Origin of the sequence: Halapricum salinum (genome assembly GCF_004799665.1) — an archaeon.
GTDB classification, from domain to species: domain Archaea; phylum Halobacteriota; class Halobacteria; order Halobacteriales; family Haloarculaceae; genus Halapricum; species Halapricum salinum.
In genome coordinates this window covers 798,561-822,162 of sequence record NZ_CP031310.1, presented here as the reverse complement: position 1 = coordinate 822,162, position 23,602 = coordinate 798,561, and the positions used below count along the sequence as shown (strand labels likewise).

Genomic DNA, 23,602 nt, shown 5'->3' with positions numbered 1-23,602 from the left:
GGGTGGTGGGTGGTGGCTGGATCGTTGCGGTCCGCAGGCGAGACGTCGTGCGTTCAGCGCCGGAGGTGGGTTGTACTGCCACGCGTTTCCTGACAGATGTGGGTGTGGGAACTGAGCAGAGTCCACGCAGCACGCGACTCCCTGCACGTCCGGCCACTGGACGCACTCTGCTCTTTTCGCTCATCATTGTTAAATAATTCTATTTCAATCCGAGAAAATATGGGGTAGTGATTACGTGAGCCGACGCGCTGGTGTACGGTTCTGGTGACTCTCGGCGGTCGCGGTCGGCCGATGCCCGTCACAACCCGTCGTACTCGTAGTTGATCGGCTCGCCCTTGCTCACCGACGCGCCCTCTGCACCGGGGATGTACTGGTTCTCGCCGTAGCGTTCCACCTCGAAGTGCAGGTGCGGACCGGTCGAGTGACCGGTCGAACCGACGTAGCCGACGGTGTCGCCGCGGGTGACTTCCTGACCTTCCGAGACGTTCCAGTCGACCAGGTGCATGTAGCGGGTCTGATACCCCGCGCCGTGGTCGACGAACACCGATCGACCGCCGGCATCGAGCGTCAGGACGTTGCTGACCGTGCCCTTGCGGGCCGCGCCGATCGGCGTCCAGCGGTCGGCCGCGACGTCGATCGAACTGTGATAGCCGTAGCTTCGCTGGTCGTAGTAGTTGGCCGTGATCGGTCCCGAGACGGGCCAGACGAAGTCGCCGTCGGCCCCGTCGCCGGCCTCGACGTACTTCTGGACCGACCAGCCACGCGAGCCGTCGTCCCAGGCGACGTCCCACCAGGTGTAGCCGTCGCTGGTGATGATGCCGTTTTTGATCCAGCCGCCGGTGTCGGCTCCCACTGTGGCCTCGACGTCGTACTCGAGTCCGGCGGCGGCCCGGACGTTCAGCGCCGTCGTCGCGTGGACGCGCTGACCGATGTCGAACTTCGTCGTGTCGAGCGGCGCAGTGGCTAGCCACGGTGCGGCCGACCACCCCTCGTAGCCGGCGTTGTAGCCGACTTTGAACCAGGTGTAGCCGTCGGCCTCGACCGGGCCGCCCCGGACGTAGCCCGCGCCGCCGGCGGGGATGACCGTGATCCGCTCGTCGTTCGTTCCTGCACCTGCCCGAACCGAGAGGTCGGCCGTGGTCGCGACGCGCTGGCCGGTCTCGAATTTCGGCGAGCCGCCCGAGAGGTCGAGGTGATCAGCCAGTGAGTTCATCACGCCCGCGATGCCCTCCGCCCAGTTCGGGTCGGTCGCGTAGTTGACGTTCATCCCCCGGAGGGTCGCGCCCTCGTAGTAGGTCCCGCCGGGTTCGAGGTACAGATCCTTGATCTGTGGGATGACGAACTTCACGCACGCTGCGAAGGAGTCGAACGTCTTCGCACAACTGCTCGGACAGGAGTCGTAGGCCGACCAGCCGTAGATGTTGTACTTCGACTGGGCGATCGAGGAAGTCCCCCACGCCGATTCCCAGGCCGCGTGAGCAGCCTGATAGACGGCGTTGACGCCGGTCTGATGTTGCATCTCGATGAACGTGTCTCCGAGGCCCACGAGCGGGCTCCCTGGACTGACTGCCGCGATGGCGTCGTCCAGTTCCGCTCCCGAGATGGACGCGTCGCTCGAGAGGTTCGTGTCGATACTGTACGTCGCTGCCGTGGCGGTGCTCGCGGCTGTCAGGCCCGCGACTACCCCTGCCCCCGCCGCCGTTCGGCGCAGGAAGGACCGCCTGCTATGGTCTGTCATCGTGCCCCCACGTCCAGGTATTATGGCGGAACAATAAAGGTAATCATTTTCACAATAGTTTATTCGTTTAACACGATACTATCTCGATAGAATCCAGTGTACTGCACGCACGAACGACCACCAGAGACATGTCACTGGACTTCCTGGGTAGGGAATATGCGACGGACAGCCGTCATCGCCGCGACGGTGCTGGCGCTGGCGCTCGTCTTCGGGGGAATCTTCGTGGTCTTCACGGAGCCAGCCATCCAGAACGCGCCGGAACCCGACTCCGGCGAACGACAACTGTATCGGTTCGAAGGCGACGAGAGCGGCGTCTGGAACTACCTGAGTCCTTCGAAGGGATTCCGCGAGCGGAGCCCGATAAACGTCGTCGTACGCGCGGACGCCGACACCGTCGTCACGGCGCTCAAGTCCAGTGGCGAGTCGACCTGGAACCAGACGGATCCAGCCGATATGCACGCCGATCCCGAGGATCCGTTCCCGCGGCAGATCAACCTCTCGAACACCGCCATCGACTGGGGGGAGACCACCGGGACGGCCCGGTACGCCTACGTCTACGACGGAACCGGCGACCCGTGGACCGATGGTGAGTGGATCCGCGAGACCGACCAGCTTCACAACGGTGACTACTACGGCCACCGGACCCACATCAGGCTCTACGAGTCGCCAGTGCCCGAGGAGGAGCCGTGGGTCGCGATGCAGGTCCACACGGAACACTTCGACTGGTTCACGCTCAGACACGCCGTCGACGGCGTCGAAGAGGGCCAGCGACAGGTCGAACAGGAGTTCATGTCCCTGGAGAATGTCGATGTCGTCTGGCGGGCCTATCTCTCGAACGGTGACCGCTCGGACGCCGATGGCTGGGCGACCTTCGTCGAGTTGACGATCACGCTTCCTGGGTTGCTGGTCGGCTGGATCTCGATGCGTGACGTCTGGCGACGCCGACTCACGTCGGTCGACCGGGCACGAGTGCGACGAATCCGAGGCCGCCTCAGCGTCCAGCAGGCACTGCTGATGCTGAGTATCGTCGCGATCGTCCTCGGCGTGCGCGCCGGTGGTATCCTCCTGGAGTGGTCCACCGATCTCTCGATGCACGCCATCGCCGCGGTGCTGTACCCGTTCATCTCGCTGGGCATCCCCATCGTGACTTACGTCTTCTCACATCGATTGACTCGCCGAATGGACGCGGCTGTGACCGCCTCCGGGGCGCTCGGGATCGCGTTCCTGCTCGATTACGGCTATCTCGGCGTCGAGGTCTTGCCCATCGAGATCGTCGTCCAGCGGACGGGTATCATCCTCGCGCTCGGGTTGATCGCCGGCGGTGCGGCAAAGCGGGCGACTCGCGAGCGTCGGCTGAACCGATTGTTGGTCTCCGGGCTTCTCCTGTGGGTCGGCCTGCTGGTCGCGACGCTGTTCCAGTTCATCTGATCGACACGTTTCACGTCGCCTAGCTATTTCTGAGTTCGAACACAGTATCAGATATGTCGAACCGCGTTGTCGTCGCGATCGCGCTCTCGGTCCTGCTCGTGCTCGCGGGCTGTAGCGGCGGCGGGACCGACACGCCCAGCGACGAGCCGACCGACAGCACCGTCGCCCAGCCGATATCGACCACTGGAGCGACCCCAGATAGTACGGAGACGGCTACCCCTACCAGAACCGGGACGTCGATCCCGCTCTCGGAGGTCAGCTATCCACCCGGCACGAGCGCCGACGGCATCTCCAACACGACGGCGCTGATCGCGGCCCACAACGACGCACTGACCGGCCTCGACTTCACCGGACAGTACAACGGGACGACCTGGGAGGGAACGGCGAATCGATCCGGACGCTACACCGAGAACGTGACGGTCCGGGTCGACGCCGACGAGCAGCGAATCTTGACCTCCCTGGTCGAGTTCTCGAACCGACAGGAGTCCCCGCAACGCCGCGAGAGCGCCGGCTACAACAACGGCACCACCACCGTCTCCCGACTCGTCCAGAACGACGAAACCGAGTATCGCGTCCGCGACGCCCAGCCGTTCGATCAGAGCGTCCAGTTCGGCTCCGACCTGCGGGAGGTCTTCCGCATCGGTTCGTACGAGCCAGTCGCGGCGGTCGAACGCGATGATCGCACGCTGGTCCGCTACGAACTCACGGCGGTGAACCAGAGTCAGATCCCCGAGAACGGGACAGTCGATATCGCAGAGGGGACCGTGATCGTCGACGAGCGTGGTCTCGTCCACGAGGCGTCGGTCCGGGTCCGCGTCACTGCGACTGAAGACGGCGTCACCGGAACGATCGAACGACGGGTCACGTTCTCGTTGTCCACGGGCGAGGTCACTGTCGAGCGTCCGCCGTGGGTCGACACGGCGATCAGCCAGCAGGAAGCGTCCTGAATCCGGCTCGAATGGCTGGTTTCTTATAGGCGAGCGGCGTCAGTGACGCACACTATGAGCGTTGCCTCTCTCGGGGTGATGGACCGATGAGCGACCGTGCGGAGACGGTCCGGGCCTACACAGTCCGGCTGGAGCTCGTCGACGAGCCCGGCGAACTCCTGCGAGCTCTGGAACCGATCGCCAACAACGGCGGGAATCTCCTCTCGATCTTCCACGAGCGTGGCAACGTCACACCCCGGGGACACATCCCCGTCGAGGTCGATCTGGAAGCGACGCCCGAACGCTTCGACGATATCGTCAACGCTCTTCAGGACGCCGGCGTCAACGTCATCCAGGCCGGCCAGGAACGCTACAGCGCCGAACTCACTGTCGTCCTGATAGGGCACCTGGTCAACACCGACCTCTCGGATACGCTCTCGCGCCTGCGCGACGAGACCGAGGGCCGAGTCACCGATCTCTCGCTCTCCGCACCGAAGGGCGCCGACGACGTCTCCAGTGCGCGGGTCCGGCTCGCGACCGAGCAGGGGTCGGTCGAGTCGACGCTGTCGGCCGTCCGGGTGGTCGCCGACGAGAAGGACCTCCGTGTCATCGAGCCGCTCGCAGCAGGGGGTGAGGCCTGATGGATCTCACCATCGTCGGCTCGGGCGTCGTCGGCCGATCCGTCGCCGACCTCGCCAGTGACTACGGCCATCGCGTCACCGCCATGGCCGACTCTTCTTCGGCCGCGGTCGATCCAGACGGACTCGATGTCGCGGCCGTCCTCGACCGCAAGGAGGCGGAGGGGGCTGTCGGCACGGCCGACCCCGAGGCGGCGCTGGAGGCCGACTACGACGTCCTCGTCGAGGCGACGCCGACGACGCTGGGCGACGCCCAGCCCGGTTTCGGCCACGTTAAGGCCGCCCTGGAGCGGGATCGACACGTCGTGCTCGCGAACAAGGGCCCGGTCGCCGAACGGTACGCCGACGTGATGGCTCTCGCCGCCGAGAGCGACGGCGAGGTTCGCTTCGAGGCGACCGTCGGCGGCGCCATTCCCGTGCTCTCGACGATCGAAGATTACGGCCCAGGAAAAATCTCGGCCGCGCGCGGCATTTTGAATGGCACGGCGAACTTCATCCTCTCGCGGATGGCAGCCGAAGGATTAGGGTACGAGCACGTGCTCGCGGAAGCCCAGGATCTGGGCGTCGCCGAAGCCGATCCCTCCTTCGACGTCGAGGGGACCGACGCCGCGCTGAAGTGTGTCATCGTCGCGAACGTACTCTCCCAGGGCGCGCGCGAGTACACGCTCGACGACGCGATCGTCGAAGGAATCGAGGATATCCCGCCGAGCGCGCTCGAACTCGCCCAGGAAGACGGTCGGACGATCCGCCTGATCGGCGAGGTGTCCGGTGGTGAAGTCCGGGTCGGACCGCGGCTCGTCCCCCGGGATAGCGACCTCGCGCCCGACGGAACCCGCAACATCGTCCAGCTCGAAACCGAGAACGCCGGCCGGCTGAACGTCAGCGGTCGTGGCGCAGGAGGTCCCGAGACGGCGACAGCGGTGCTGGCGGACGTCGGTCGCCTCGAATAGCTGGACCGCCCTTTCCGCTCCGTGCACTTGATCCGTTTTTTCGACGTTGGCCCGTCAGCGACGCCAATCGTGCACCGGGCGTGACACCAGTTGCCAAAACGCAAGACAGCGTCGGGATCGATCCTGCGGCGTATCGAAACGGTTTTAATTGCTTCTGCCGAAAGATTCCGACACAGCGCCTCTGCGCGTGAGATACCAATGAGTGAGGACAAACCGCACCAGAACCTGGCCGTAATCGGCCACGTTGACCACGGAAAGAGTACGATGGTCGGCCGCCTCCTGTTCGAGACAGGGAGCGTGCCGGAGCACGTCATCGAGCAGTACCGAGAGGAAGCCGAAGAGAAGGGCAAAGGCGGCTTCGAGTTCGCCTACGTCATGGACAACCTCGCCGAAGAGCGAGAGCGCGGTGTCACCATCGACATCGCCCACCAGGAGTTCGACACCGACGAGTACTACTTCACCATCGTCGACTGTCCGGGCCACCGCGACTTCGTCAAGAACATGATCACTGGCGCGAGCCAGGCCGACAACGCTGTGCTCGTCGTCGCGGCCGACGACGGTGTGCAGCCGCAGACTCAGGAACACGTCTTCCTCTCGAAGACGCTGGGTATCGACGAGCTCATCGTCGCCGTCAACAAGATGGACCTCGTCGACTACAGCGAATCCGACTACAAGTCGGTCGTCGAAGAGGTCAAGCAGCTGCTCAAGCAGGTCGCGTTCGACACCGACGACGCGAGCTTCATTCCGACCTCCGCCTTCGAGGGCGACAACGTTTCCGAAACCTCGGAGAACACACCCTGGTACGATGGCGATACCCTGCTGGAAGCGCTCAACAACCTGCCGGAGCCCCAGCCGCCGACGGACGCGCCGCTGCGACTCCCCATCCAGGACGTCTACACGATCTCCGGTATCGGGACTGTCCCGGTCGGACGGATCGAGACGGGGACGATGTCCCCCGGCGACAACGTGAGCTTCCAGCCCAGCGATGTCGGCGGCGAGGTCAAGACCGTCGAGATGCACCACGAGGAAGTCCCGAGCGCGGGCCCCGGTGACAACGTCGGGTTCAACGTTCGTGGCATCGGTAAGGACGACATCCGACGCGGTGACGTCTGTGGTCCGGCCGACGACCCGCCGACGGTCGCGGAAACCTTCCAGGCCCAGATCGTCGTCATGCAGCACCCCAGCGTGATCACCGCCGGCTACACGCCGGTCTTCCACGCCCACACGGCACAGGTCGCCTGTACCGTCGAGTCCATCGACAAGAAGATCGACCCCTCCTCCGGCGAGGTCGCCGAGGAGAACCCCGACTTCATCCAGTCGGGTGACGCTGCAGTCGTGACCGTCCGACCGCAGAAGCCGCTCAGCATCGAGCCGTCCAGCGAGATTCCGGAGCTCGGTTCCTTCGCCATCCGTGACATGGGTCAGACCATCGCGGCAGGGAAGGTCCTGAGCGTCACCGAGCGCGAATAATGCAGCAAGCACGCGTTCGACTCGCGGGCACCAGTCCCGAGGATCTGGACGACATCTGCGACGACGTTCGCGAGATCGCGAACAAGACCGGCGTCAAGCTCAGCGGGCCCGTCCCGCTGCCGACCAAGACGCTGGAAGTGCCCACTCGCAAGTCCCCCGACGGTGAGGGGACCGCGACGTGGGAACACTGGGAGATGCGCGTCCACAAGCGGCTGATCGACATCGACGCCGACGAACGGGCGCTGCGCCAGCTGATGCGCATTCAGGTCCCGAACGACGTCTCCATCGAAATCGTCCTCGAGGACTGAGCACTCGCCGCCGCGAGTGTGACGGTCGGACGACTCGTCTTTCGATGCGTCTCACGCGCAGGGGGAATCGGTTCATTCAAACGCCTGCGTTTCGTGGGATATGATACGCGGGCCGGTAGATCAGTGGCAGATCGCTTCCTTCGCAAGGAAGAGGCCCGGGGTTCAAATCCCCGCCGGTCCATATTCTCTCGCGAACAACTCGGCGAGCACCGCGTAGCGTGTGCCAGCGTCCCGTGAGCGAGTGAGAGCTCGAAAGACGAACGGAGTGGGTCTTTCGGTGGTCCACTACCGCTTCTTCCTCCTTCGGGTTTCCTCGCGAGCCTTCGGCTCGCTGCGTGATACCACGTATACATGCATAGATCGAACCACCTGATAGCGGAGTGGTTTCATGCGTGATGGTCGATCCACTCACAGAAGGCTTCGAAGTCGTTGGCTCCGGCACTCTCGGCGATATTTCGCAACGCCCCGGTCCGGAGTTCGTCGTGCAGCGGGACAGTGACCTGTCGCCTGTCGTCTTCGTTGGTCGGATGCTCGTAGTACAACTGGGCGTGGTCACCGTTCATCCGTCGCCATTCGAAGCCGCCGACGTTTACCAGCGCCTTCACGACCTCCATGCCGGAGAACGTTCGTCGCCCCATCTATTGTATAAAGTCCGGGAGTTCGGCGTCACCGGTCGTGTTGTCTTCCGGGTCGATACCGAGTTCCCGGAGTTCTTCATCGGTGGGTTCCCGTCCAATCTCCCCCTTGTGAAGCGCGACGGCTTCGTCGAGCATCTCCAGCGCTTCCTCGCGAGTCTCACCCTGCGTCGTGACGCCAGTCTCGATATCGGTGATGACCCACCCGTCGTCCCCTCGCCACATTCTGATCTCGTCCTCGTGATCAGCATCGGGGTCGCGCGTGGAGCTCGCCATTACTCCAAATTAGGGCCGACTTCGCAGATAAGCTTTCGGCACACGCACAACCGTGTACGATTTCGTGTAATCTTCAAATCCCCGCGAGTCCATATTTACTGTCGCTCGCAACTCGCGAGCGACGCACCTCTGATCGTTCGAGCGAAGATTCGAGCAGACCGTGCTATGCTCTATCCCACTGGTATCGACGTCACCCGGTAACACTATTGTCTAACTCAATACATGTAGGTGGAGACCGTAGGAGAAACTGATGCAACAGCAACACCGACAGGTCGCCGAGCTTCGAGACGAGGTCGCCGAACACCGAACACGCGAGCACGACGTCGATCCGCTGTTCGTCAATCGCTGGTCGCCGCGGGCGATGACGGGCGAGGTCGTCGACGAGGAGGAACTGTTCGCGCTGTTCGAGGCTGCCCGCTGGGCGCCCTCGGCGTTCAACAACCAGCACTGGCGGTTCGTCTACGCGACACGCGAGGACGAGACTTTCGAGACGCTGCTCGGACTGCTGAACGACGCCAACCGGACGTGGGCCGAGGACGCGGGCGCGCTCGTGGCCCTCTTTTCGAAGCGGACGCTCGAACACAACGGCGAGGAAGCCACGACGCGGTCGTTCGATACGGGCGCTGCGTGGCAGAACTTCGCGCTGGAGGCCACGCGGCGCGAGTTGGCGGTCCACCCGATGGCCGGCTTCGACTGGGGATCGATCCACGACACGCTCGACGTGCCAGCCGAGGAGTTCGACGCCGAGGCGATGGTCGCGGTCGGCCAGCGCGCCGATGCCGAGACACTGCCCGAGGAGTTGCAGGAACGGGAACAGCCGAGCGACCGGAAGTCGCTCGAGGACCTCACTTTCCGCGGAAGCTTCGACTGATTTCGGTTTCGGTCAGTCCTCACTGAGTCGTTCGTAGGCGGCTTTGACTTCTTTGAATCGCTCCTCGTCGCCACCGTCGGTGTCGGGATGAACGGTCTTGACTTTCTTGCGGTAGGCCTGCTTGATCGCCTGCTGGTCGGCGTCGGGATCGAGTCCGAGCGTCCGGTAGGCCTCGGCGGCAGTCGGCCCGTCGGAACTACGCGGCGCGCGGCCGCGCGGGTCTCGGCCAGTTTCTCGACGGCGCTGGCTCGGATCTGATTGCTGTCGCCCGCGCTGGCTACCGCGACGGCGCTCTCCTGGTGGAATCCACTCCTCGCGTGGACCGGCCCCGAAGCCGCCGTCGCCAGCGCGGCGCTGACGGCTGCCGGATCCACGGCGCTGGTCGGTAGTTCGTCGACGTTTCCCTCCAGCGTTACTGGCGGCCTGGCGCTCGACGCGCTCGTAGACGCGAGCGGCCAGTCGGCCGGTGCCATGTGTCCAGAAGAGGTACGTCACGACGCCGAACAGCGCGGCTACGACGAGCAAGACGGGACTGTAGACGATCCCGAACATCGCAAAGAGGACCGTCGTCCCGGCGAACACTGCTGCCATCCCGAGCAGGAGCCGCGATTCGTCCACGACTCGCCTTGGGTCGCCAGTCCCGTAAGCGTCTCGCCGCCGGCAGCCAAAGCCTAAACGCTCTCGTGTGCTATCGACTGCCATGAGCGTCACGGGCCTCTGTGAGATTTGCGAGAACCGGACGGCCGAGTACAGTTGCCCACAGTGTGGGGCGGTCGTCTGTGAGAAGCACTTCGACGAGGAGTTCGGAGCTTGCATGCGGTGTGCGCCCGCGAGGGGGCCGTCGCAAGAGCACGAACCCAGCGAAGGCGAGGATTTCGACACGTTCCAACTCTAGAGAAAGCCGTACAGCAGGTTCGGGGCGTTGATCGCAACTGCGAGCGCGACTGGGATACCAACGACGAGGGCTGCCTGCCACATCGAACAGCCGCGGACGCGTTCGAGTCCACGTATCCAGACCACGGCAGCCCAGCAGACGCAGGCGACTCCGAGGAGGTTCGCCAGGAGCAACACGAGGGTCGGGTCTGAGTGCTGGACGATCGTCCGCCCAGTGAGCGTGACGTAGGCGTACCCCAGGTCGTCGACCGTCTGGGGGATCACGAGCAGCGTCCCCACCAGGGTCAGGGCGTTGGCGATCGCCAGTGGGAGCGCCCCCCAGGCGGTGACGCGGGCCGTCTCGCCGAGCGATCCTCGCGAGGCGACGGGCCAGGACAGCAGGTGAAAGCACAGCGCGAAGCCGGCGACGATCGGGACCGGTGCGAGCGTGACGACGGCGAGAACGCCCAGCGAGCGCCCGTCGAGGACGAACGCCGCCTCGCCGGCGACGTACCGCACTGCGGGAAACGACTCGGCGATACCCAGATCTTTCCCTGTGCTCACGAGGATTGCGATGGGGACGAGAAGACTCGCGAGCGCGAGCAGACAGAGCGTTCCGACTGCCAGCCCGGCGCCGAGCCACGTGTCCCGTTCGGCCGCGAAAAATCCTGCTGGGTCGACCAGCAACTGTCGCAGTGGCACTGGCTGGGTGGTCGTCTGGGGTCGGCAAAAATCCTCGCGTTACCGGGTTCGCGCTATCGGAACTGGTTGAGCCGCCGTTTGAGCTGCTTGGCGGCCTGCCCGGCGGCCCGGAAGTACGCCTGCTCGCCGCGTTGGGCGTCCTCGCCCGCGAAGATGATTCCCCGCGAGGAGTTCACGAGGCCGACGTCGACCCCCGCACTGCGGTCGGCCAGTCCGTGCTCGACGGCCGCCTCGGCGTCCCCGCCCTGGGCCCCGACGCCTGGAACGAGGAAGGGGATGTCCGGGACGACATCGCGGATCGCTTCGAGCTCTTCGGGGTTGGTCGCGCCGACGACGAGCCCGACGTTTCCATTGGCGTTCCACAGGTCCGCGACGGCGGCGACGCGCTCGTAGAGTGGCTCCCCGGAGTCGAGTTCGAGATTCTGGAGGTCTGCACCGCCAGGATTCGAGGTCCGACAGAGCACGAACACGCCCTTCTGCTCACGCTGGAGGAACGGCTCCAGGGAATCGCGGCCCATGTAGGGGTTGACGGTGATCGCGTCGGCGTCCAGGCCGCCTGAATCGAGCGCGCTGGCGTACTGGCGGGCCGTGTTGCCGATGTCTCCTCGCTTGGCGTCGAGCAGGACCGGGACCCCCTTCCCGTGGGCGTAGGCGATGGTCTCTTCGAGTGCACGCCAGCCGTCTCCGTCTTCGTAGAAGGCCGCATTTGGCTTGTAGCAGGCGGCGTGTTCGTGGGTCGCGTCGATGATTCGCCTGTTGAACTGCCAGCGCGGCAGGTCGGCCTCGGCGACGTGCTCGGGCAGGCGGCCTGGGTCGGGGTCGAGGCCGACCGAGACGACGCTATCTACCGTCTCGATTCGGTCGGCGAGTCGGTCGAAGAAGGTCATTGCCGATGGGTGGAGGGGGGGCTACTCAAAGATTGCTCTCTAGATATCGAACACGATGATCCAGACGATGTGGCGCGCGCTGGCTCGCGTTTCATCGCGAGGCGGCGGCGTGCGAGGGACGACCGAACGAGCGCCGCGAGTGAGGGAGTCGGCTGGGGAGGGTGTGGTGCTGTGGGTGGGACTGAGCCGAACGAAGTGAGGCGAGGGTTGAAAGACGAGCGTCGCGAGTCTTTCAGGACTGAAAGGGGCCGGACGCTCGACGATGGCGGACGACGTAAGCACCGCAGCCGAGCGTAGCGAGGCGAGGAGCGCAGCGAGTCCCCCGAGTCGAGCGTCCGGGGGCTTTCTGGGACGATACCGTGGAGAACACTCAGAAAGCCCCGACAGGCTCGGAGTCGTCGGCGCTGTGCGTCGACTGCTTGAGGGACCTCCGGTCCCTCTCTGGTTGGGGCTCGCTACGGAGAGCGAGCTAGCGCATGCCGAACACCCTCTCACTATTCATACAGCCATCCCGGTCAGGGTTTCTGCGCCACGGCGCGATAGCACACGCCGGCAGCGTACGTCTCCTCGACGTCGAGGTTCTGGACGTCGGCTCGTACGACCGTGCCGTGACCACGCCGCTGACGGATCGCCAGCGAGAAGCTGTCGAGGCCGCACGCGAAGTCGGCTATTACGAGGTCCCGCGGACCGGCGACATCGAAACTGTGGCGCGTGAACTCGACTGTGCCGTCTCGACTGCCTCGACACTGCTTCGGCGCGCCGAATCACGGCTCGTCGAGCGCACACTCGAAGCGTTCTGGTGAGACAGTACGAACGATCCGCGTCAGGTCCACGGAACAGACCGATCCTGAATCTCGCCAGCTAGACTCGTCCCCATCGTCTCGGGAATGTCCTCGGCGTTCGAAAGCGCCCACATCAGTTTGACCTTGGCCGTCCCGGGCAGCATGTCCTCGCCTTCGATGACGCCGGCGTCGAGCAGGTCACGACCTGTATCGTAGACGCGATCACAGACCCGCCCTTCGAGACACTGGCTGGTCATGACGACGTCGGTCCCCGAACTCGTGAGGTCGTCGACGTACTCGATCCAGTCGGTGTTGACGTGCCCTAATCCCGTGCCCTCCAGCACGATTCCCGCCTTGTCGTCGAAGACTTCGAGTACCGCGGGATCACAACCGGGCGTGAACTTCACGAGTTCGACGTCGGTTTCGATGTCGTCGTGAAGTGCGAGGTCGACCGTGCCGCGCTCGCGATACTCGCGGCGGAACGAGACCTCGCGAGTGTCGTAGTCGACTTCTCCGAGCGGTTTCGCGCCGACGGTCTCGAAGGCGTCCCGGCGGGAGGTGTGATTCTTCCGGACGCGGGTCCCGCGGTGGAGCGCACAGGCGTCGTCACTTTCGTCGGCGTGCATGCAGATCATGACCTCGGCGGCGTCGCTCGTCGCGGTCTCGACGGCGCAGACGGCGTTCATCACGTTGTCCGAGGAGGGCCGATCCGCAGAGCGCTGGCTGCCGGTGAAGACGATCGGTACGGGCGAATCGAGCATGAACGCCATCGCGCTCGCCGAAAACTGCATGGTGTCGGTGCCGTGCATGACGACGACGCCGTCCGCGCCGGCCTCGATCTCCTCGTAGATTGCCTGCGCGAGATCCTGCCAGACGTCGGGCGTCATGTTCTCAGAGAGGATGTTCGCGACGACGCGCCCGCGGTAGTTGGCCATGCCGGCGAGTTCGGGCACGGCCCGGAGAACGTCCTCGGCGTCGAACTGTGCCGTGACGGCTCCGGTCCGATAGTCGACCGTCGAGGCGATCGTGCCGCCGGTGGAGATGAGCGACACGGTCGGGAGATCTTCGTCGAAGGTGATCTCCGACTGGCTCTGCTCGGTCTGGGCACTCTCGACGTCGTAGACGTCTTCGTCGAGTATTTCGATCTCGGCAGCGTCGCGGTCGACACCGACGTTGTAGCCGCTGTCGAGTTTCACCACGAGGTGCTGGGGCGTCGAGGAGGGCAGCACGACACCGTCGTAGGACTGCTCGCCGCGGTCGACGCGGATCCGATCGCCTGGGTTCATGGATCTCGATACCGCTCGCCCGGACTTGAAACCATCTTTTCGAACGGGCGCGAGATCTACCACTCCTGAACACGAGGAAAAAACCCATGTCCCTGGAGAGACGACAGGATTGTATGGCCGAGCGAACGGATCAGCGGACCCGTGACCGGGACGTCAGTGCCGATCTCGATCCGACGCTGGACGAGACAGGCGTCCAGTCGGACTTCAGCTCGGAGTTCGGGACCGAGTTCGGCTCGGACGTCGGGGCTGTCGAAGAGGGCCCGGCCACCCAGACCGACAGCGGTGGCGGGATTCGGGGCCGGATCAGCGACCGTCTCGGCAGTCTCTTCTCGGTCGAGGCGTTCACCCTCACGCTCGTATTGACAGTCGTCTTCTCGTTTCTCGCCGGTGGATTCATCCCGATACTCCCGGACAACATCGGGGGACTGCTCGGCGTCCTCGGAGCCGGGTTCGCACTCGGCGCCGGCAGCAGCGAGCGTCACTACTTCGAGGTCGTGACCGCGACGCTGTTCACTGGCGCGATCACGGCGTTGCTCAGCAACCTGACGCTGACATTACTCGGTGTCGGCGCTCCGATGATCGCACTCGGCGCCGGCGCGAGCGCCCTCGCTGGCGTCGCTGGCTACTACTTCGGGCGGGACTTCCGCTCGGGGCTGACCAAAGAGATCTAGACGTCTGCCAGCGCCCACTCGTCGTCCTGCCGCTCGACGACGCCACGCGAGGCGAGCAATCGCAACAGTTCCTCGACCAGCGGCGGCGGCGCGTCGACCCGGCGGCTCAGCGCCTGTGCGCTCGCGCTTCCGTCGGCCAGTTCGAGCAGGATTTCGACCGTCAGACGGGAATCGCCGTCGTCGACTGCCTCGCCGAGTTGTTCCATGACGTCGGTCAGCCGACCCTGCACCCACCGCTGGGCCAGCGACAGTTCGTTTCGAAGTCGTTCGAACCGCCTGAGGTCGGCCGCCAGTGCGGACAGATCCGACGTTTCGGTCGGTTCGACGTCGATCGAGAGGTGTCGACAGCTCGTCAGGTCCAGTCCCGAACTCGCGGGGTAGGCGCTCTTTGTCCCGAAGTCATAGGGCGACACTGCCACCTCCAGACGGAACCCGCGCGAGATATAGAAATACTTCCGGCGCTGTTCGTCGACGCGACTCTCGATCAGCCCCGCGGATTCGAGTTTTCGCAGGTGGTCGATGACGGCCTTGGGACTCACGCCCAGGTACTCGCTAATCTCCGTGACGTAACACGGCTTGCGAGCCAGCAGTCGGAGGATCCGCCGCCGGTTGGCGTTCCCGAGGAGGTCCAGCAGTTCGGCGGAGTCCATTTACCTAACGTAACTGCTCTTCGTATATAACGATATCGGGGGCGGGGACGGAACTGACGTTGGATAGCGAATAGCGTCTGGATGTCAGCATTATCACGAGCGGACTCCCGTGACCTCGTTCTAGGGCCCGGAGACGGTCCCGGGTGGGCCTGATCCCTCGCTCCCTGCATCCTTCTCGTCTGCGTCGTGTGGTGGCCCGTTGCCGCTCGACGGATCTTGCCCGTTTCCTGGTTCGTCTTCCTTCGGTGGCCCGGGTTCAGCAGGCGGCCCTGGCTCAGCGGGTGGGTCGTCACCGCTTTCGGACTCGTTACCGTTCGCTGGCGGGCCCTGGTCGTTTCCCGGCCCCTCGCCGTTCCCGGGGTTTCGATCGCCCGGTGGCCCCCGATCTTCGGGCGGGCCACGGCCTGGATTCTCGACGACAGTGAGGCCACGAGCGATCTCCGAGACTGCTCGGCCGTTCAGCGCCGAGGCGTTCTCCCTGAGTCGGTCGAGTCTGGTATGGTTGACCCCAGCCTCGGCCGCGACAGTGGACGTTTGGTTGAGCGTCGATTCGAGCGCGTTGATCCGAGCCGTCAACGAGGCCACCCGGCCCGCGTGACTGACGTCGGTCAGTCCGGGCGTCTCCGAAGTGTTCAGCGTCGTCAGCTCGCCTCGTAGCTCATCCAATCGCGTCTCCAGAACTCCCGTCCGTCGATCGATCATCGTCGACTGGTTCGATTGATTGGCCGTCTCGAACCGGGCCTGCCACATCCCACTCTCGACGCTCTCGTCGGCCGTCACCGAGGACGACTGCATGAACGCGCTGATCTGGCTCCCCAGCGGCGCGGTCTCGTTTTCGCTCTCGTTTGTCGCCTGGTCGGTCGTCTCGTTCGTGGTCGTCTCGACTACGAAAGCGTCTGTGAGTGGAGCATCCGACGTCGGTTCTACCGGATCGGGGCCTGGCGGCGCAGTCTCCTGTGCAGCGATCGCCGGTGCGACCATCCCGGCGACCGCTACCAGCACCACCGCCAGGATCGTGACTCGCTGCCGGGCACCCATCGTACCACACACTACTTCCCTCCCCAATAAAAACCCGAACTTTCGTTCGAACCGTTCAAATCCTGTCGAGACGAGCCTAGATCGCGAATCAGCGTTTAAATCTCGCTCTCAATGTATGACCGTGTTCTTCTTCGTCGGCGGGGTCAGTCACTGCTGGAATTGTCCGCCGACACAAACGTTGCGCGGAACACTTATCAGTCGTCGTGTGAGACATCCACACGCACAGTATGTTCGAACAGTTCTCCCGGGGGTACTACCTCGGGCGGTTGTACGTCGAGCCACAGGACGAGGGCTCACCAGCGATGTGTCGCGAGCAGTACGAACAGGTCTCCACGCAGTTGTACGCCGAAGAGACAGGGGTATCACGGACAGATCTCCCGCTGGTAATGAAACTGGGGACGCGTCACTTCCCCGTCCACGGTGAGGGGGGTGTGCCGGCCGACACGCTGGCCGTTCCGCCGGAGATCGTCGACGCAGACTCGCGCATCCGCAACCCGCCCGCCCTCCGGGAGGTGTTCCTGGCGAAAGCCGACCGGGCCGTCCAGTTGCTCGATATCGAAGCGTCGGTGCCCGGTCAGACCGGGATTTAAGCCCCTCCGCGACGCGGGTTCGCTCATGCTCGACGAGTTGCTCGGCCGCGCCGCCCTCAAAGAGCGGATCGAGACGCTCGAAGCCGAGAAACAGTCGCTCGAAGAACAGTTGGAAGCCGAACAGCGCCGTCGCAAGGAGGCCGTGACGGACAGACAGGACGCCGAGCGCCGCGTGAACGAACTCGAAGACCGGATCACCCAACTCGAGGACCGCGTCGAACGCCTCCAGGGCGAGGAACATACCCTCGACTATCGCCGCCGCGAGGAGGTCTCCGGCGTCCGTCTCTCGCGGATCCTCGATCGCCTCGAATCGATCGACAGTGGGCCCGAGAGCGTCTTGACGGCCGTGCTCACCGACGGCCGGGAGATCCCACAGCCAGTCAGAGAGGCCTTCGGCGAACGGGCGACACTGGTCTCGCGGGCCGCTCCCTGTCTGGCGGTCGCCGACGACGCCGGGCTCGTCTCGGCGGCGTTCGACCTGCCGAACTCACCCGAGGCCTTCAGCACGTGGAGCGACGGCGTCGAACTCCAGCGGTCGTGGCTCGAACCCACGGGCGAATACACGCTCGCACTCGTCCGCTCGGACCTGTTCGCGATGGGCGTCTACGAGGGTGGCGAACAGACAGCCTTCCACGGCTTCGACAGCGACCTCAAGAGCAAACACTCCAAGGGCGGGTTCTCACAGTCGCGGTTCGAGCGCATCCGCGAGGGTCAGATCGACTCTCATCTGGAGCGCTGTCGGGCGGCCCTGGAGGAACGTCCCGAAGACGCGCCGCTGTTCGTCGTCGGCGAGTCGAGCGTCCTGCACGAAGTCTCGCGTGAAGCCGACGCGACCGCCGCTGTCGACGCCACCGGCGAGCCAGAGGCGGCCCTCGACAGCGCTTTCGACTCGTTTTGGACCGTCACGCTGTACGGGATCTAATCTCCGTCCCGGACACAGGCCGAGAGCGCCCTGAAGCACCTCACCGAACGCTGGCCGAAAGCGTCCCGACGACCGGCTCGAACAACTCGGGCAGGAGTCCGAGACTCGCCTCGGGGACGGTTCGATCGTCTGCCGTCACGTAGTCGCCGATGGCGAACACCGCGGCGGCGTCGACGCCGACGTACTCCGCGACCGAAAACAGCGTCGCCGCTTCCATCTCGACGGTCAGGACGCCCTGCTCGGTGTAGTGTTCGACTTCCGGGACGGTCTCACGGAAGAACGCGTCGGTCGTCCAGGTAGAGCCGGTGACGACCTGGTGGCCCGCCGCGCCGAGTTCGGAATTGAGAGAGTCGACGAGCGCCGGGCTCGGTTCGGCGGGGGCCTCCGGCGGCTGGTAGTGATAGGAGGCTCCCTCGTCCCGGATGGCTCGCGTGGCGACCACGGGCTGGTCGGGCGTGATCGACGGGTCGAGACAGCCGGCACCACCGAGGATGCAGAACGCCTCGACGCCGAGTTCGGATTTCTCTTCGACCAGTCCCGCGGTCGCCGGTCCACCGATACCGAAGTTGCCCATGACGGCCACGTCGTCGTTCACGCGGTAGATATCGCCCATGCCGACGTCCGAGATCGTGTTCCCGTCGGTGTAGGTCTCGACGACCTCCCGGAAGAAGGCGTCCTGATAGCAGACGACCAGCGCCGGCGGAAGCGTCTCCTCGACCCCAGCGAGCAGGTCTTCGGGGGTGAAGACAGACTGGGCGTCGTGTTTCCCCTCGAAGTTCGGGAACGGCATAGCCACTCGTTTTCGACGGGCAGGAAAGTAGTTTGCCCCGAGGTGAGAGAGGCTGGCAGTGATTCGAAGCTTTTTGCCCGCAGACGCCGAGGGTCCGGTATGCGCGTCGCCATCCTCGCCCACGAGCAATTTCCCGAGCGCGCGAAGACCGCCGTCGGCGTTCTCCGCTACGGCGACCAGGAGGTCGTCGCCGTCCTCGACCGCGACCGCGCTGGTGACTCGATCCGTGAGTATCTCGACGAGCCCCGAATTCCCAACGCGCCGATCGTCGCCGGCGTCGAGGACGCACCCGAGTTCGACGCCCTGATCGTTGGGATCGCACCGATCGGCGGTGGCTTCGAGGCGTCCTGGCGGCCGGACGTCCGGGGCGCGCTCGAACGCGGCTGTGACGTCTACGCGGGACTGCACTACCAGCTCAACGAGGACGAGGAGTTCGCGAGGCTGGCTGCCGAACACGACTGCGAACTGGTCGACGTTCGCGACCCGCCCGACGATCTGACCGTCAGCGAGGCCCGGGCCCGCGAGGTCGACGCGACGGTCGTCCTCGCAGTCGGGACGGACTGCTCGACGGGAAAGATGACCGCGGCGATGGAGTTGCGCGAGGCCGCACGCGAGGAGGGGCTGGACGCCGCGGTCGTCCCGACTGGGCAGACTGGGATCCTGATCGAGGGCTGGGGGATCGCCGTCGACCGGACGATCAGCGACTTCACTGCTGGTGCGGTCGAGCGGATGGTCCAGGCGGTTGGGGATCACGACGTGGTCTTCGTCGAGGGCCAGGGCGCGCTCGCCCATCCCGCATACTCCGCCGTCACAGCCGGAATCGTCCACGGCTCGATGCCCGAGAAGCTGGTCCTCTGTCACGAAGCCGGCCGGCAGGCCGTCCACGGCTACGAGTCGTTCTCGCTCCCGCCGGCCGAGGAGTACGCCGCGCTGTACGAGCGTTTCGCCGATCCGGTGGCCGAGAGTGCGGTCGCCGCGGGAATGTTGAACACGTCGGGGATCGACGACGACCAGCAGGCTCGGGAGGCCATCGAATCTTACGCCGAGGCCATCGACGCGCCGGCGACCGACCCTATCCGCTTCGAGGCTTCGGCGGTGCTCGACACGCTGGTATGACCCTCGAAACCGAGTTCGAACGCTACGAACTCCCCCTCGCCGAGACCTTCCGGATCTCTCGGGAGACGACCCAAATCGCCGAGACGGTCGTCGTGCGGGTCAGCGACGGTGAGAACGAGGGGATCGGTGCGGCCGCACCTTCGCGGTACTACGGTGAGACCGCCGAGACAGTCGTCGAGATATTGCCCGATCTGCTGGCCGTCGTCGAAGACGTCGACGATCCTCACGCCGCCCAGCGCGTCGAACGGCGACTCGAAAATACCGTCAAAGGAAACACAGCTGCGAAGAGTGCGGCGACGACGGCGCTGGCGGATCTCGCTGGTACGCGACTGGGGGTTCCGCTTTACCGGCAGTGGGGACTCGATCCCGACGCGGTGCCCGTGACCTCGTACTCGATGGGGGTCGAAGTTCCAGAAACGATGGCCGAGCGGGCGCGCGATCGCGTCGATTCGGGGTTCAAGATCCTGAAACTGAAGATCGGGACCGATTCCGAGGCGGATCGCGAGCGCGTGGCCGCCGTGCGCGAGGCCGTGCCCGAGGCGACGATCCGGGTCGACGCCAACGGCGGGTACGACGTCGAGACGGCGGTCGAGGTGAGTGGGTGGCTGGCCGACCTCGGTGTCGAGTTCCTCGAACAACCCGTGCCCGGCGGGAATTTGGAAGGGCTTCGGGAAGTCCACGAGCGCGGTGCGATCCCGGTCGCAGCCGACGAGAGCTGTGTCGACGCGGGGGACGTGCCGGGAGTGGCCGGGACGTGCGACATCGTCGTGGGCAAGATCGCCAAGTGCGGGAGTCCGTGGGCGCTCCGGCGACAGCTCGAAACCGCGACTGCGCACGGTCTGGAGACCATGGTCGGGTGTATGGTCGAATCGAACGCCTCGCTCGCGGCCGCCGTGCATTGCTCGCCGCTCGCCGACTACGCGGATCTCGACGGCTCGCTGTTGCTCGCCGAGGATCCTTTCGTGGGTGTGCCGTTCGTGGATGGTCGGCCAAATCTTGCTGATCTCGATCGTCCCGGTACCGGTGTTCGTGAACAGTGAAGAGAGATTCTGGCGCGTGCTGTCGCGGTCCCCGTACCGCGACGAACGCACGCGAGGGATGAGCGAGCGACCGTAGGGAACGAGCGAATCGGCTGGGGAGGATGTGGTGCGGTTGCTGTCCCGTGGGTGGGTCTGAAAGGGGCCGGACGCTACAGGAACCTCGACGACGTAAGGACCACAGCCGAACGGAGTGAGGCGAGGACCGCAGCGAGTCGCGGGACTGTAGCGTCCGGGGGGCTTTCTGGGTGTTGCGGTCACCGTGAAGCAGTCGTAGAAAGCCCCGACAGGCTCGGAGGTTGCGGCTCGCTGTGCGCTTCGCTCACTTCGTTCGCTCAGTGCTTACTTCGCCTCACTCTCCGAGCCTGTCGCCCCTTTCAGTCCCGAAAGACTCATTCCGTTCGTCTTTCGACCTTCGCCTCACACCGTTCGGCTCAGTCCCACCCGAATTCATCCACACCCTCCCCAGCCGATTCGCTCGTTCCTTTCAGTCACTCGCTCATCCCTCGCGCAGTTTCGGCTCGACGTGAAGTCTCGCCAGCGCGCGCCAGCATCGTCTTTCAGCGAAAGAGCGAGAGAAACAGCGTCCTAGAGCCACTCGACGAAGGACTCAGTCTCGCGACTCTTGGCGATATAGTCCCGTTGCATCTCCGTGATCGCGGTCTCCAGATCCGCACCGTCCGCAAGCGACTCCCGAACCCGCGCCTTCTTCCAGTCACTCGGAGCCATCTCGGCTTTCCAGCGTGCGCGGATGGGATCCAGGTACTCGTCGGGGTCGTCGATCCCCTGCACGTCGAGCCCGCGTTCGGCGTACTCGAAGACCTCGGCGAAGATCTCGTCGGGGTCGCTGGTGCGCTCGCCATCCGCATCGATCCACGCCAGGTCAGCCTCCAGCCCGTTGCGGGCGACGTCGTAGAAGCAGCGCTCGGCGGCGCCCCACTCCAGCTCGGCGAGGGGATGATCGGCCACGACGAGTCCACGGATCAGCCCGACGGTCAGCGCCTGCAGCCCCACGACGTCGTCGACGGTGGGCTGAGTGGGCAGCGGCCGGTACTCGATCCGAACGGAGCGCTCGTCGCCGGCGCCCTCGACGGGGTCGCCGCCGACGACACAGCGGAGCCAGCGCCAGTAGGTCCCGCGCTTGTGCTCGAACTCCCAGTAGTCGTCGGTGTATGCCGTCGGCGGCTCCTCGGCGATCCACTCCCGGAGGAACGGGGCGATCACGTCGTCTGCGACCACGCGGTCGACCACGTCCGTCACGTCGTCGATGTCGACCGGCACCCGCACTTTCGGGTTCGCGGTCTCGTTGACCGACTGCTCGAAGACGGCGATCCGGAGTTCGTGGTGCGTGTCCTCGACGAGGGATCCGGGATCCTCGACGTCGCCGTAGACGTCGGCGGGCAGAAACGGCGAGTTCGTCGCCAGCGCGAGCAGCGGGCCGAGCGTCCGAATGGCGGTGTTGTAGTAGGTCGGAAAGCTCGCCGTCTCTGGGATCTGGAGGTGGGGTTGGATCGACGTCGCCAGCGACTCGAAGAGGATCGACGGGAAGGCGATGTCCGCGCCCGGCACCGAAAAGTCGATCTGGCCGCCCGCGCGCTCGACGATGTCGTTGTCGATGGCGACGTAGCGGGGATCGCTGCGCATGTTCGAGGCCAGTTGGACGCCCTCGACGTCCGTCGTGGCCGAGAGGTATTCGACCGATCCCGAGTCGGGCGGGACGGTCCACATCGCGTCCAGCACGAGCGCACAGCCTTCGGCCCCGGCGGCGGCGTGGGCCTTCTCGGTCTCCATCTCGATGGCAGTCGCCTGGGCGGCCAGGCCGGCGTCGTCGAAGACGTTGGGGTCGGTGTTGATCTCGGCGTTGTGCAAGCCCAGTTCCTTGCTGACAGCGTCGGTATCCTCGAAGACGCTGCCCGGGATCTGGTGGAGCCGACAGGACGAACACGGTGCCGTCGCGCCGCCTGCATCCTTGGCGGCGTCCGTCGCCTCGCCGGCGACGGCGTAGACTTCCATCTCCAGCCCGATCGCGAACGCGTCGTTGTCCAGTGCGCCGTCGGCGAACTCCCCCTCCAGAAACGCGGCCTGCTCGTCGACGCGCTCGTCGAACTCCCGGCGGGTCGAGGGGGCGAGCGAGCGGTCGACCAGATCGGCGAGATCCGTCATTAAAAACGGTGTTGGCGGCCCGTGACGTTAGTGTTGTGTCTCCGCGGTCTCCGAGAAACACGAACTGACCGAGAATTCAAACGTGGCAGGTCCAGTACGAAACCGAGGCGAGCCGACCACCGAGCGGCAGCCCGCCGAGCGCGGTGTCGATCTTGCGGAACGTCGAGGCCGTCCGGTTGGGGATCTGCCGATAGAAGCCGTAGGGGAGGACGAAGTCGTGGTCGTCGGAGACGAGATCCAGCCCAACTTCGTCGAGCAGGCGGCCGACCTCCCAGCGGGAGTACAGCCGCGAGCCCATCGGGAGTGCCCAGTTGTAGATCGAGCGCGTCGAGAAACGGTTGAATGTGTCGAAGAAGACGACGTCCTTCGCGACCCGGCGCATCTCGCTGAGATAGGAGGCCGGCGTATCGGCCAGGTGGAAAAATCGCATCGCGAGCACGGCGTCGAAGTGGTCGTCCGGGAACGGGAGCCGACCCGCATCCCCGCGCATGAACTCCAGGTGGTCGTCGACGCCAGCGGCCTGGGCCTTCTGGCGGCCCTGCTGGAGCATCGCACCCGAGATGTCTAGACCGACGATGTCGGCGCCGCGTTCGGCCAGCATCACGGTGAACCGACCGGTTCCACAGGCAATTTCCAGTACTTTCGAGTCCTCGACTGGGCCGATCGCGTCCAGCACGGCCTGTTTCTCCCGCCGGTCGATCAGGCGGCCACCGCGCGAGAAGCGCTTTTCTTCGTACTCCTCGGCGATGTCGTCCGCCTGGTACCACTCCTGTCCTTTCACGGTGTCCGACTCTCGTCATCCCGGGAATAAAACGATACTGAAAACGACCGGCGAGAATCCATCGCTACCGACCC

The 23,602-nt window shown here is 65.0% G+C and carries 26 protein-coding genes and 1 tRNA gene; 15 read left to right on the top strand and 12 right to left on the bottom strand.

The window, feature by feature from the left end:
- Positions 1-298 precede the first annotated feature (298 nt).
- Complete coding sequence (locus tag DV733_RS04025) at positions 299-1,738, bottom strand: peptidoglycan DD-metalloendopeptidase family protein (RefSeq protein WP_049993907.1); 1,440 nt, start codon at positions 1,736-1,738, stop codon at positions 299-301.
- 156 nt (positions 1,739-1,894) lie between these two features.
- On the opposite strand from DV733_RS04025, the gene DV733_RS04020 reads away from it, so the two are divergent.
- The 7 genes from DV733_RS04020 to DV733_RS03990 all read left to right on the top strand — a co-directional run bounded on the left by DV733_RS04020 (position 1,895) and on the right by DV733_RS03990 (position 7,639).
- On the top strand, positions 1,895-3,166 hold the full coding sequence (locus DV733_RS04020) for a hypothetical protein (RefSeq protein ID WP_049993906.1): 1,272 nt from the start codon (positions 1,895-1,897) through the stop codon (positions 3,164-3,166).
- 53 nt (positions 3,167-3,219) lie between these two features.
- Positions 3,220-4,113: a DUF7537 family lipoprotein gene (locus DV733_RS04015; protein ID WP_049993905.1), complete on the top strand. Its 894-nt coding sequence runs from the start codon at positions 3,220-3,222 to the stop codon at positions 4,111-4,113.
- A gap of 86 nt (positions 4,114-4,199) precedes the next feature.
- Positions 4,200-4,733 (top strand): amino acid-binding protein, encoded by a 534-nt coding sequence (locus DV733_RS04010; RefSeq protein ID WP_049993904.1) that lies wholly within the window; start codon positions 4,200-4,202, stop codon positions 4,731-4,733.
- A complete protein-coding gene (locus tag DV733_RS04005) occupies positions 4,733-5,680 on the top strand; it encodes a homoserine dehydrogenase (protein WP_049993903.1) in 948 nt (315 codons plus the stop codon). The genes DV733_RS04010 and DV733_RS04005 overlap by 1 nt, the downstream gene beginning before the upstream one ends.
- Before the next feature lie 198 nt (positions 5,681-5,878).
- Entirely contained in the window at positions 5,879-7,150 is a 1,272-nt protein-coding gene (tuf, locus tag DV733_RS04000) for a translation elongation factor EF-1 subunit alpha (RefSeq protein ID WP_049993902.1), read from the top strand.
- The gene (gene rpsJ / locus DV733_RS03995) at positions 7,147-7,458 is read left to right on the top strand and encodes a 30S ribosomal protein S10 (protein WP_202594294.1); all 312 of its coding nucleotides are present in this window, start codon (positions 7,147-7,149) and stop codon (positions 7,456-7,458) included. Before tuf ends, rpsJ begins: the two co-directional genes overlap by 4 nt.
- Positions 7,459-7,567: 109 nt before the next feature.
- A tRNA-Ala gene (locus DV733_RS03990) sits at positions 7,568-7,639 on the top strand.
- 205 nt (positions 7,640-7,844) lie between these two features.
- On the opposite strand, the gene DV733_RS03985 is transcribed toward DV733_RS03990, so the two are convergent.
- Together DV733_RS03985 and DV733_RS03980 are read right to left on the bottom strand one after the other, a co-directional pair.
- Positions 7,845-8,096: a type II toxin-antitoxin system HicA family toxin gene (locus DV733_RS03985; protein ID WP_049993900.1), complete on the bottom strand. Its 252-nt coding sequence runs from the start codon at positions 8,094-8,096 to the stop codon at positions 7,845-7,847.
- The gene (locus DV733_RS03980) at positions 8,097-8,369 is read right to left on the bottom strand and encodes a type II toxin-antitoxin system HicB family antitoxin (RefSeq protein WP_049993899.1); all 273 of its coding nucleotides are present in this window, start codon (positions 8,367-8,369) and stop codon (positions 8,097-8,099) included. It lies immediately after the preceding gene.
- Between the two features lie 250 nt (positions 8,370-8,619).
- Here DV733_RS03980 and DV733_RS03975 point away from each other — a divergent pair, with 250 nt between their 5' ends.
- A complete protein-coding gene (locus DV733_RS03975; protein WP_049993898.1) occupies positions 8,620-9,240 on the top strand; it encodes a nitroreductase family protein in 621 nt (206 codons plus the stop codon).
- 12 nt (positions 9,241-9,252) lie between these two features.
- Here DV733_RS03975 and DV733_RS03970 read toward each other — a convergent pair whose 3' ends face one another.
- Entirely contained in the window at positions 9,253-9,858 is a 606-nt protein-coding gene (locus tag DV733_RS03970) for a J domain-containing protein (RefSeq protein WP_136342275.1), read from the bottom strand.
- Between the two features lie 82 nt (positions 9,859-9,940).
- Here DV733_RS03970 and DV733_RS03965 point away from each other — a divergent pair, with 82 nt between their 5' ends.
- Complete coding sequence (locus DV733_RS03965) at positions 9,941-10,135, top strand: zinc finger HIT domain-containing protein (RefSeq protein WP_049993897.1); 195 nt, start codon at positions 9,941-9,943, stop codon at positions 10,133-10,135.
- On the opposite strand, the gene DV733_RS03960 is transcribed toward DV733_RS03965, so the two are convergent.
- Both DV733_RS03960 and pyrF read right to left on the bottom strand, forming a co-directional pair.
- Positions 10,132-10,815 (bottom strand): YIP1 family protein, encoded by a 684-nt coding sequence (locus tag DV733_RS03960; protein WP_049993896.1) that lies wholly within the window; start codon positions 10,813-10,815, stop codon positions 10,132-10,134. The genes DV733_RS03965 and DV733_RS03960 overlap by 4 nt on opposite strands.
- Positions 10,816-10,868: 53 nt before the next feature.
- Positions 10,869-11,702 carry an orotidine-5'-phosphate decarboxylase gene (gene pyrF, locus DV733_RS03955; protein ID WP_049993895.1) on the bottom strand — a complete coding sequence of 278 codons (834 nt, stop codon included), beginning with the start codon at positions 11,700-11,702 and terminating at the stop codon, positions 10,869-10,871.
- Positions 11,703-12,178: 476 nt separating this feature from the next.
- Between pyrF and DV733_RS03950 the strand changes: the two genes are divergently transcribed.
- Positions 12,179-12,505 (top strand): helix-turn-helix domain-containing protein, encoded by a 327-nt coding sequence (locus DV733_RS03950; RefSeq protein ID WP_049993894.1) that lies wholly within the window; start codon positions 12,179-12,181, stop codon positions 12,503-12,505.
- A gap of 20 nt (positions 12,506-12,525) precedes the next feature.
- Here the strand turns inward: DV733_RS03950 and gatD are convergent, their stop codons facing one another.
- Positions 12,526-13,770: a Glu-tRNA(Gln) amidotransferase subunit GatD gene (gatD, locus tag DV733_RS03945; RefSeq protein WP_049993893.1), complete on the bottom strand. Its 1,245-nt coding sequence runs from the start codon at positions 13,768-13,770 to the stop codon at positions 12,526-12,528.
- 113 nt (positions 13,771-13,883) lie between these two features.
- On the opposite strand from gatD, the gene DV733_RS03940 reads away from it, so the two are divergent.
- Positions 13,884-14,441 (top strand): hypothetical protein, encoded by a 558-nt coding sequence (locus DV733_RS03940; protein WP_049993892.1) that lies wholly within the window; start codon positions 13,884-13,886, stop codon positions 14,439-14,441.
- Here DV733_RS03940 and DV733_RS03935 read toward each other — a convergent pair.
- Together DV733_RS03935 and DV733_RS03930 are read right to left on the bottom strand one after the other, a co-directional pair.
- A complete protein-coding gene (locus DV733_RS03935) occupies positions 14,438-15,091 on the bottom strand; it encodes an ArsR family transcriptional regulator (protein ID WP_049993891.1) in 654 nt (217 codons plus the stop codon). The two genes, DV733_RS03940 and DV733_RS03935, sit on opposite strands and share 4 nt — an antisense overlap.
- Before the next feature lie 120 nt (positions 15,092-15,211).
- On the bottom strand, positions 15,212-16,129 hold the full coding sequence (locus DV733_RS03930) for a hypothetical protein (protein ID WP_049993890.1): 918 nt from the start codon (positions 16,127-16,129) through the stop codon (positions 15,212-15,214).
- A 227-nt stretch (positions 16,130-16,356) separates the two neighbouring features.
- Here DV733_RS03930 and DV733_RS03925 point away from each other — a divergent pair, with 227 nt between their 5' ends.
- Complete coding sequence (locus DV733_RS03925; protein ID WP_049993889.1) at positions 16,357-16,719, top strand: DUF5802 family protein; 363 nt, start codon at positions 16,357-16,359, stop codon at positions 16,717-16,719.
- A gap of 25 nt (positions 16,720-16,744) precedes the next feature.
- Positions 16,745-17,641: a Vms1/Ankzf1 family peptidyl-tRNA hydrolase gene (locus DV733_RS03920; protein WP_049993888.1), complete on the top strand. Its 897-nt coding sequence runs from the start codon at positions 16,745-16,747 to the stop codon at positions 17,639-17,641.
- Between the two features lie 40 nt (positions 17,642-17,681).
- Here the strand turns inward: DV733_RS03920 and DV733_RS03915 are convergent, their stop codons facing one another.
- Positions 17,682-18,431 carry a nucleoside phosphorylase gene (locus DV733_RS03915; protein WP_049993887.1) on the bottom strand — a complete coding sequence of 250 codons (750 nt, stop codon included), beginning with the start codon at positions 18,429-18,431 and terminating at the stop codon, positions 17,682-17,684.
- A 99-nt stretch (positions 18,432-18,530) separates the two neighbouring features.
- On the opposite strand from DV733_RS03915, the gene DV733_RS03910 reads away from it, so the two are divergent.
- Positions 18,531-19,547, top strand: a complete 1,017-nt coding sequence (locus DV733_RS03910) for a DUF1611 domain-containing protein (RefSeq protein ID WP_049993886.1) — start codon at positions 18,531-18,533, stop codon at positions 19,545-19,547.
- Entirely contained in the window at positions 19,544-20,587 is a 1,044-nt protein-coding gene (locus DV733_RS03905) for a dipeptide epimerase (protein WP_049993885.1), read from the top strand. The genes DV733_RS03910 and DV733_RS03905 overlap by 4 nt, the downstream gene beginning before the upstream one ends.
- 585 nt (positions 20,588-21,172) lie before the next feature.
- On the opposite strand, the gene DV733_RS03900 is transcribed toward DV733_RS03905, so the two are convergent.
- Together DV733_RS03900 and DV733_RS03895 are read right to left on the bottom strand one after the other, a co-directional pair.
- A complete protein-coding gene (locus tag DV733_RS03900; RefSeq protein WP_049993884.1) occupies positions 21,173-22,747 on the bottom strand; it encodes a hypothetical protein in 1,575 nt (524 codons plus the stop codon).
- A 76-nt stretch (positions 22,748-22,823) separates the two neighbouring features.
- Positions 22,824-23,528 (bottom strand): class I SAM-dependent methyltransferase, encoded by a 705-nt coding sequence (locus DV733_RS03895; protein WP_049993883.1) that lies wholly within the window; start codon positions 23,526-23,528, stop codon positions 22,824-22,826.
- Positions 23,529-23,602 lie beyond the last annotated feature (74 nt).

Bases quoted from the DNA above. Each gene is read 5' to 3' on its own strand.
- DV733_RS04025 (WP_049993907.1), bottom strand. From the start codon at position 1,738: ATGACAGACCATAGCAGGCGGTCCTTCCTGCGCCGAACGGCGGCGGGG.
- DV733_RS04020 (WP_049993906.1), top strand. From the start codon at position 1,895: ATGCGACGGACAGCCGTCATCGCCGCGACGGTGCTGGCGCTGGCGCTC.
- DV733_RS04015 (WP_049993905.1), top strand. From the start codon at position 3,220: ATGTCGAACCGCGTTGTCGTCGCGATCGCGCTCTCGGTCCTGCTCGTG.
- DV733_RS04010 (WP_049993904.1), top strand. From the start codon at position 4,200: ATGAGCGACCGTGCGGAGACGGTCCGGGCCTACACAGTCCGGCTGGAG.
- DV733_RS04005 (WP_049993903.1), top strand. From the start codon at position 4,733: ATGGATCTCACCATCGTCGGCTCGGGCGTCGTCGGCCGATCCGTCGCC.
- tuf (WP_049993902.1), top strand. From the start codon at position 5,879: ATGAGTGAGGACAAACCGCACCAGAACCTGGCCGTAATCGGCCACGTT.
- DV733_RS03985 (WP_049993900.1), bottom strand. From the start codon at position 8,096: ATGGGGCGACGAACGTTCTCCGGCATGGAGGTCGTGAAGGCGCTGGTA.
- DV733_RS03980 (WP_049993899.1), bottom strand. From the start codon at position 8,369: ATGGCGAGCTCCACGCGCGACCCCGATGCTGATCACGAGGACGAGATC.
- DV733_RS03975 (WP_049993898.1), top strand. From the start codon at position 8,620: ATGCAACAGCAACACCGACAGGTCGCCGAGCTTCGAGACGAGGTCGCC.
- DV733_RS03965 (WP_049993897.1), top strand. From the start codon at position 9,941: ATGAGCGTCACGGGCCTCTGTGAGATTTGCGAGAACCGGACGGCCGAG.
- pyrF (WP_049993895.1), bottom strand. From the start codon at position 11,702: ATGACCTTCTTCGACCGACTCGCCGACCGAATCGAGACGGTAGATAGC.
- DV733_RS03950 (WP_049993894.1), top strand. From the start codon at position 12,179: ATGCCGAACACCCTCTCACTATTCATACAGCCATCCCGGTCAGGGTTT.
- gatD (WP_049993893.1), bottom strand. From the start codon at position 13,770: ATGAACCCAGGCGATCGGATCCGCGTCGACCGCGGCGAGCAGTCCTAC.
- DV733_RS03940 (WP_049993892.1), top strand. From the start codon at position 13,884: ATGGCCGAGCGAACGGATCAGCGGACCCGTGACCGGGACGTCAGTGCC.
- DV733_RS03935 (WP_049993891.1), bottom strand. From the start codon at position 15,091: ATGGACTCCGCCGAACTGCTGGACCTCCTCGGGAACGCCAACCGGCGG.
- DV733_RS03930 (WP_049993890.1), bottom strand. From the start codon at position 16,129: ATGGGTGCCCGGCAGCGAGTCACGATCCTGGCGGTGGTGCTGGTAGCG.
- DV733_RS03925 (WP_049993889.1), top strand. From the start codon at position 16,357: ATGTTCGAACAGTTCTCCCGGGGGTACTACCTCGGGCGGTTGTACGTC.
- DV733_RS03920 (WP_049993888.1), top strand. From the start codon at position 16,745: ATGCTCGACGAGTTGCTCGGCCGCGCCGCCCTCAAAGAGCGGATCGAG.
- DV733_RS03915 (WP_049993887.1), bottom strand. From the start codon at position 18,431: ATGCCGTTCCCGAACTTCGAGGGGAAACACGACGCCCAGTCTGTCTTC.
- DV733_RS03910 (WP_049993886.1), top strand. From the start codon at position 18,531: ATGCGCGTCGCCATCCTCGCCCACGAGCAATTTCCCGAGCGCGCGAAG.
- DV733_RS03905 (WP_049993885.1), top strand. From the start codon at position 19,544: ATGACCCTCGAAACCGAGTTCGAACGCTACGAACTCCCCCTCGCCGAG.
- DV733_RS03900 (WP_049993884.1), bottom strand. From the start codon at position 22,747: ATGACGGATCTCGCCGATCTGGTCGACCGCTCGCTCGCCCCCTCGACC.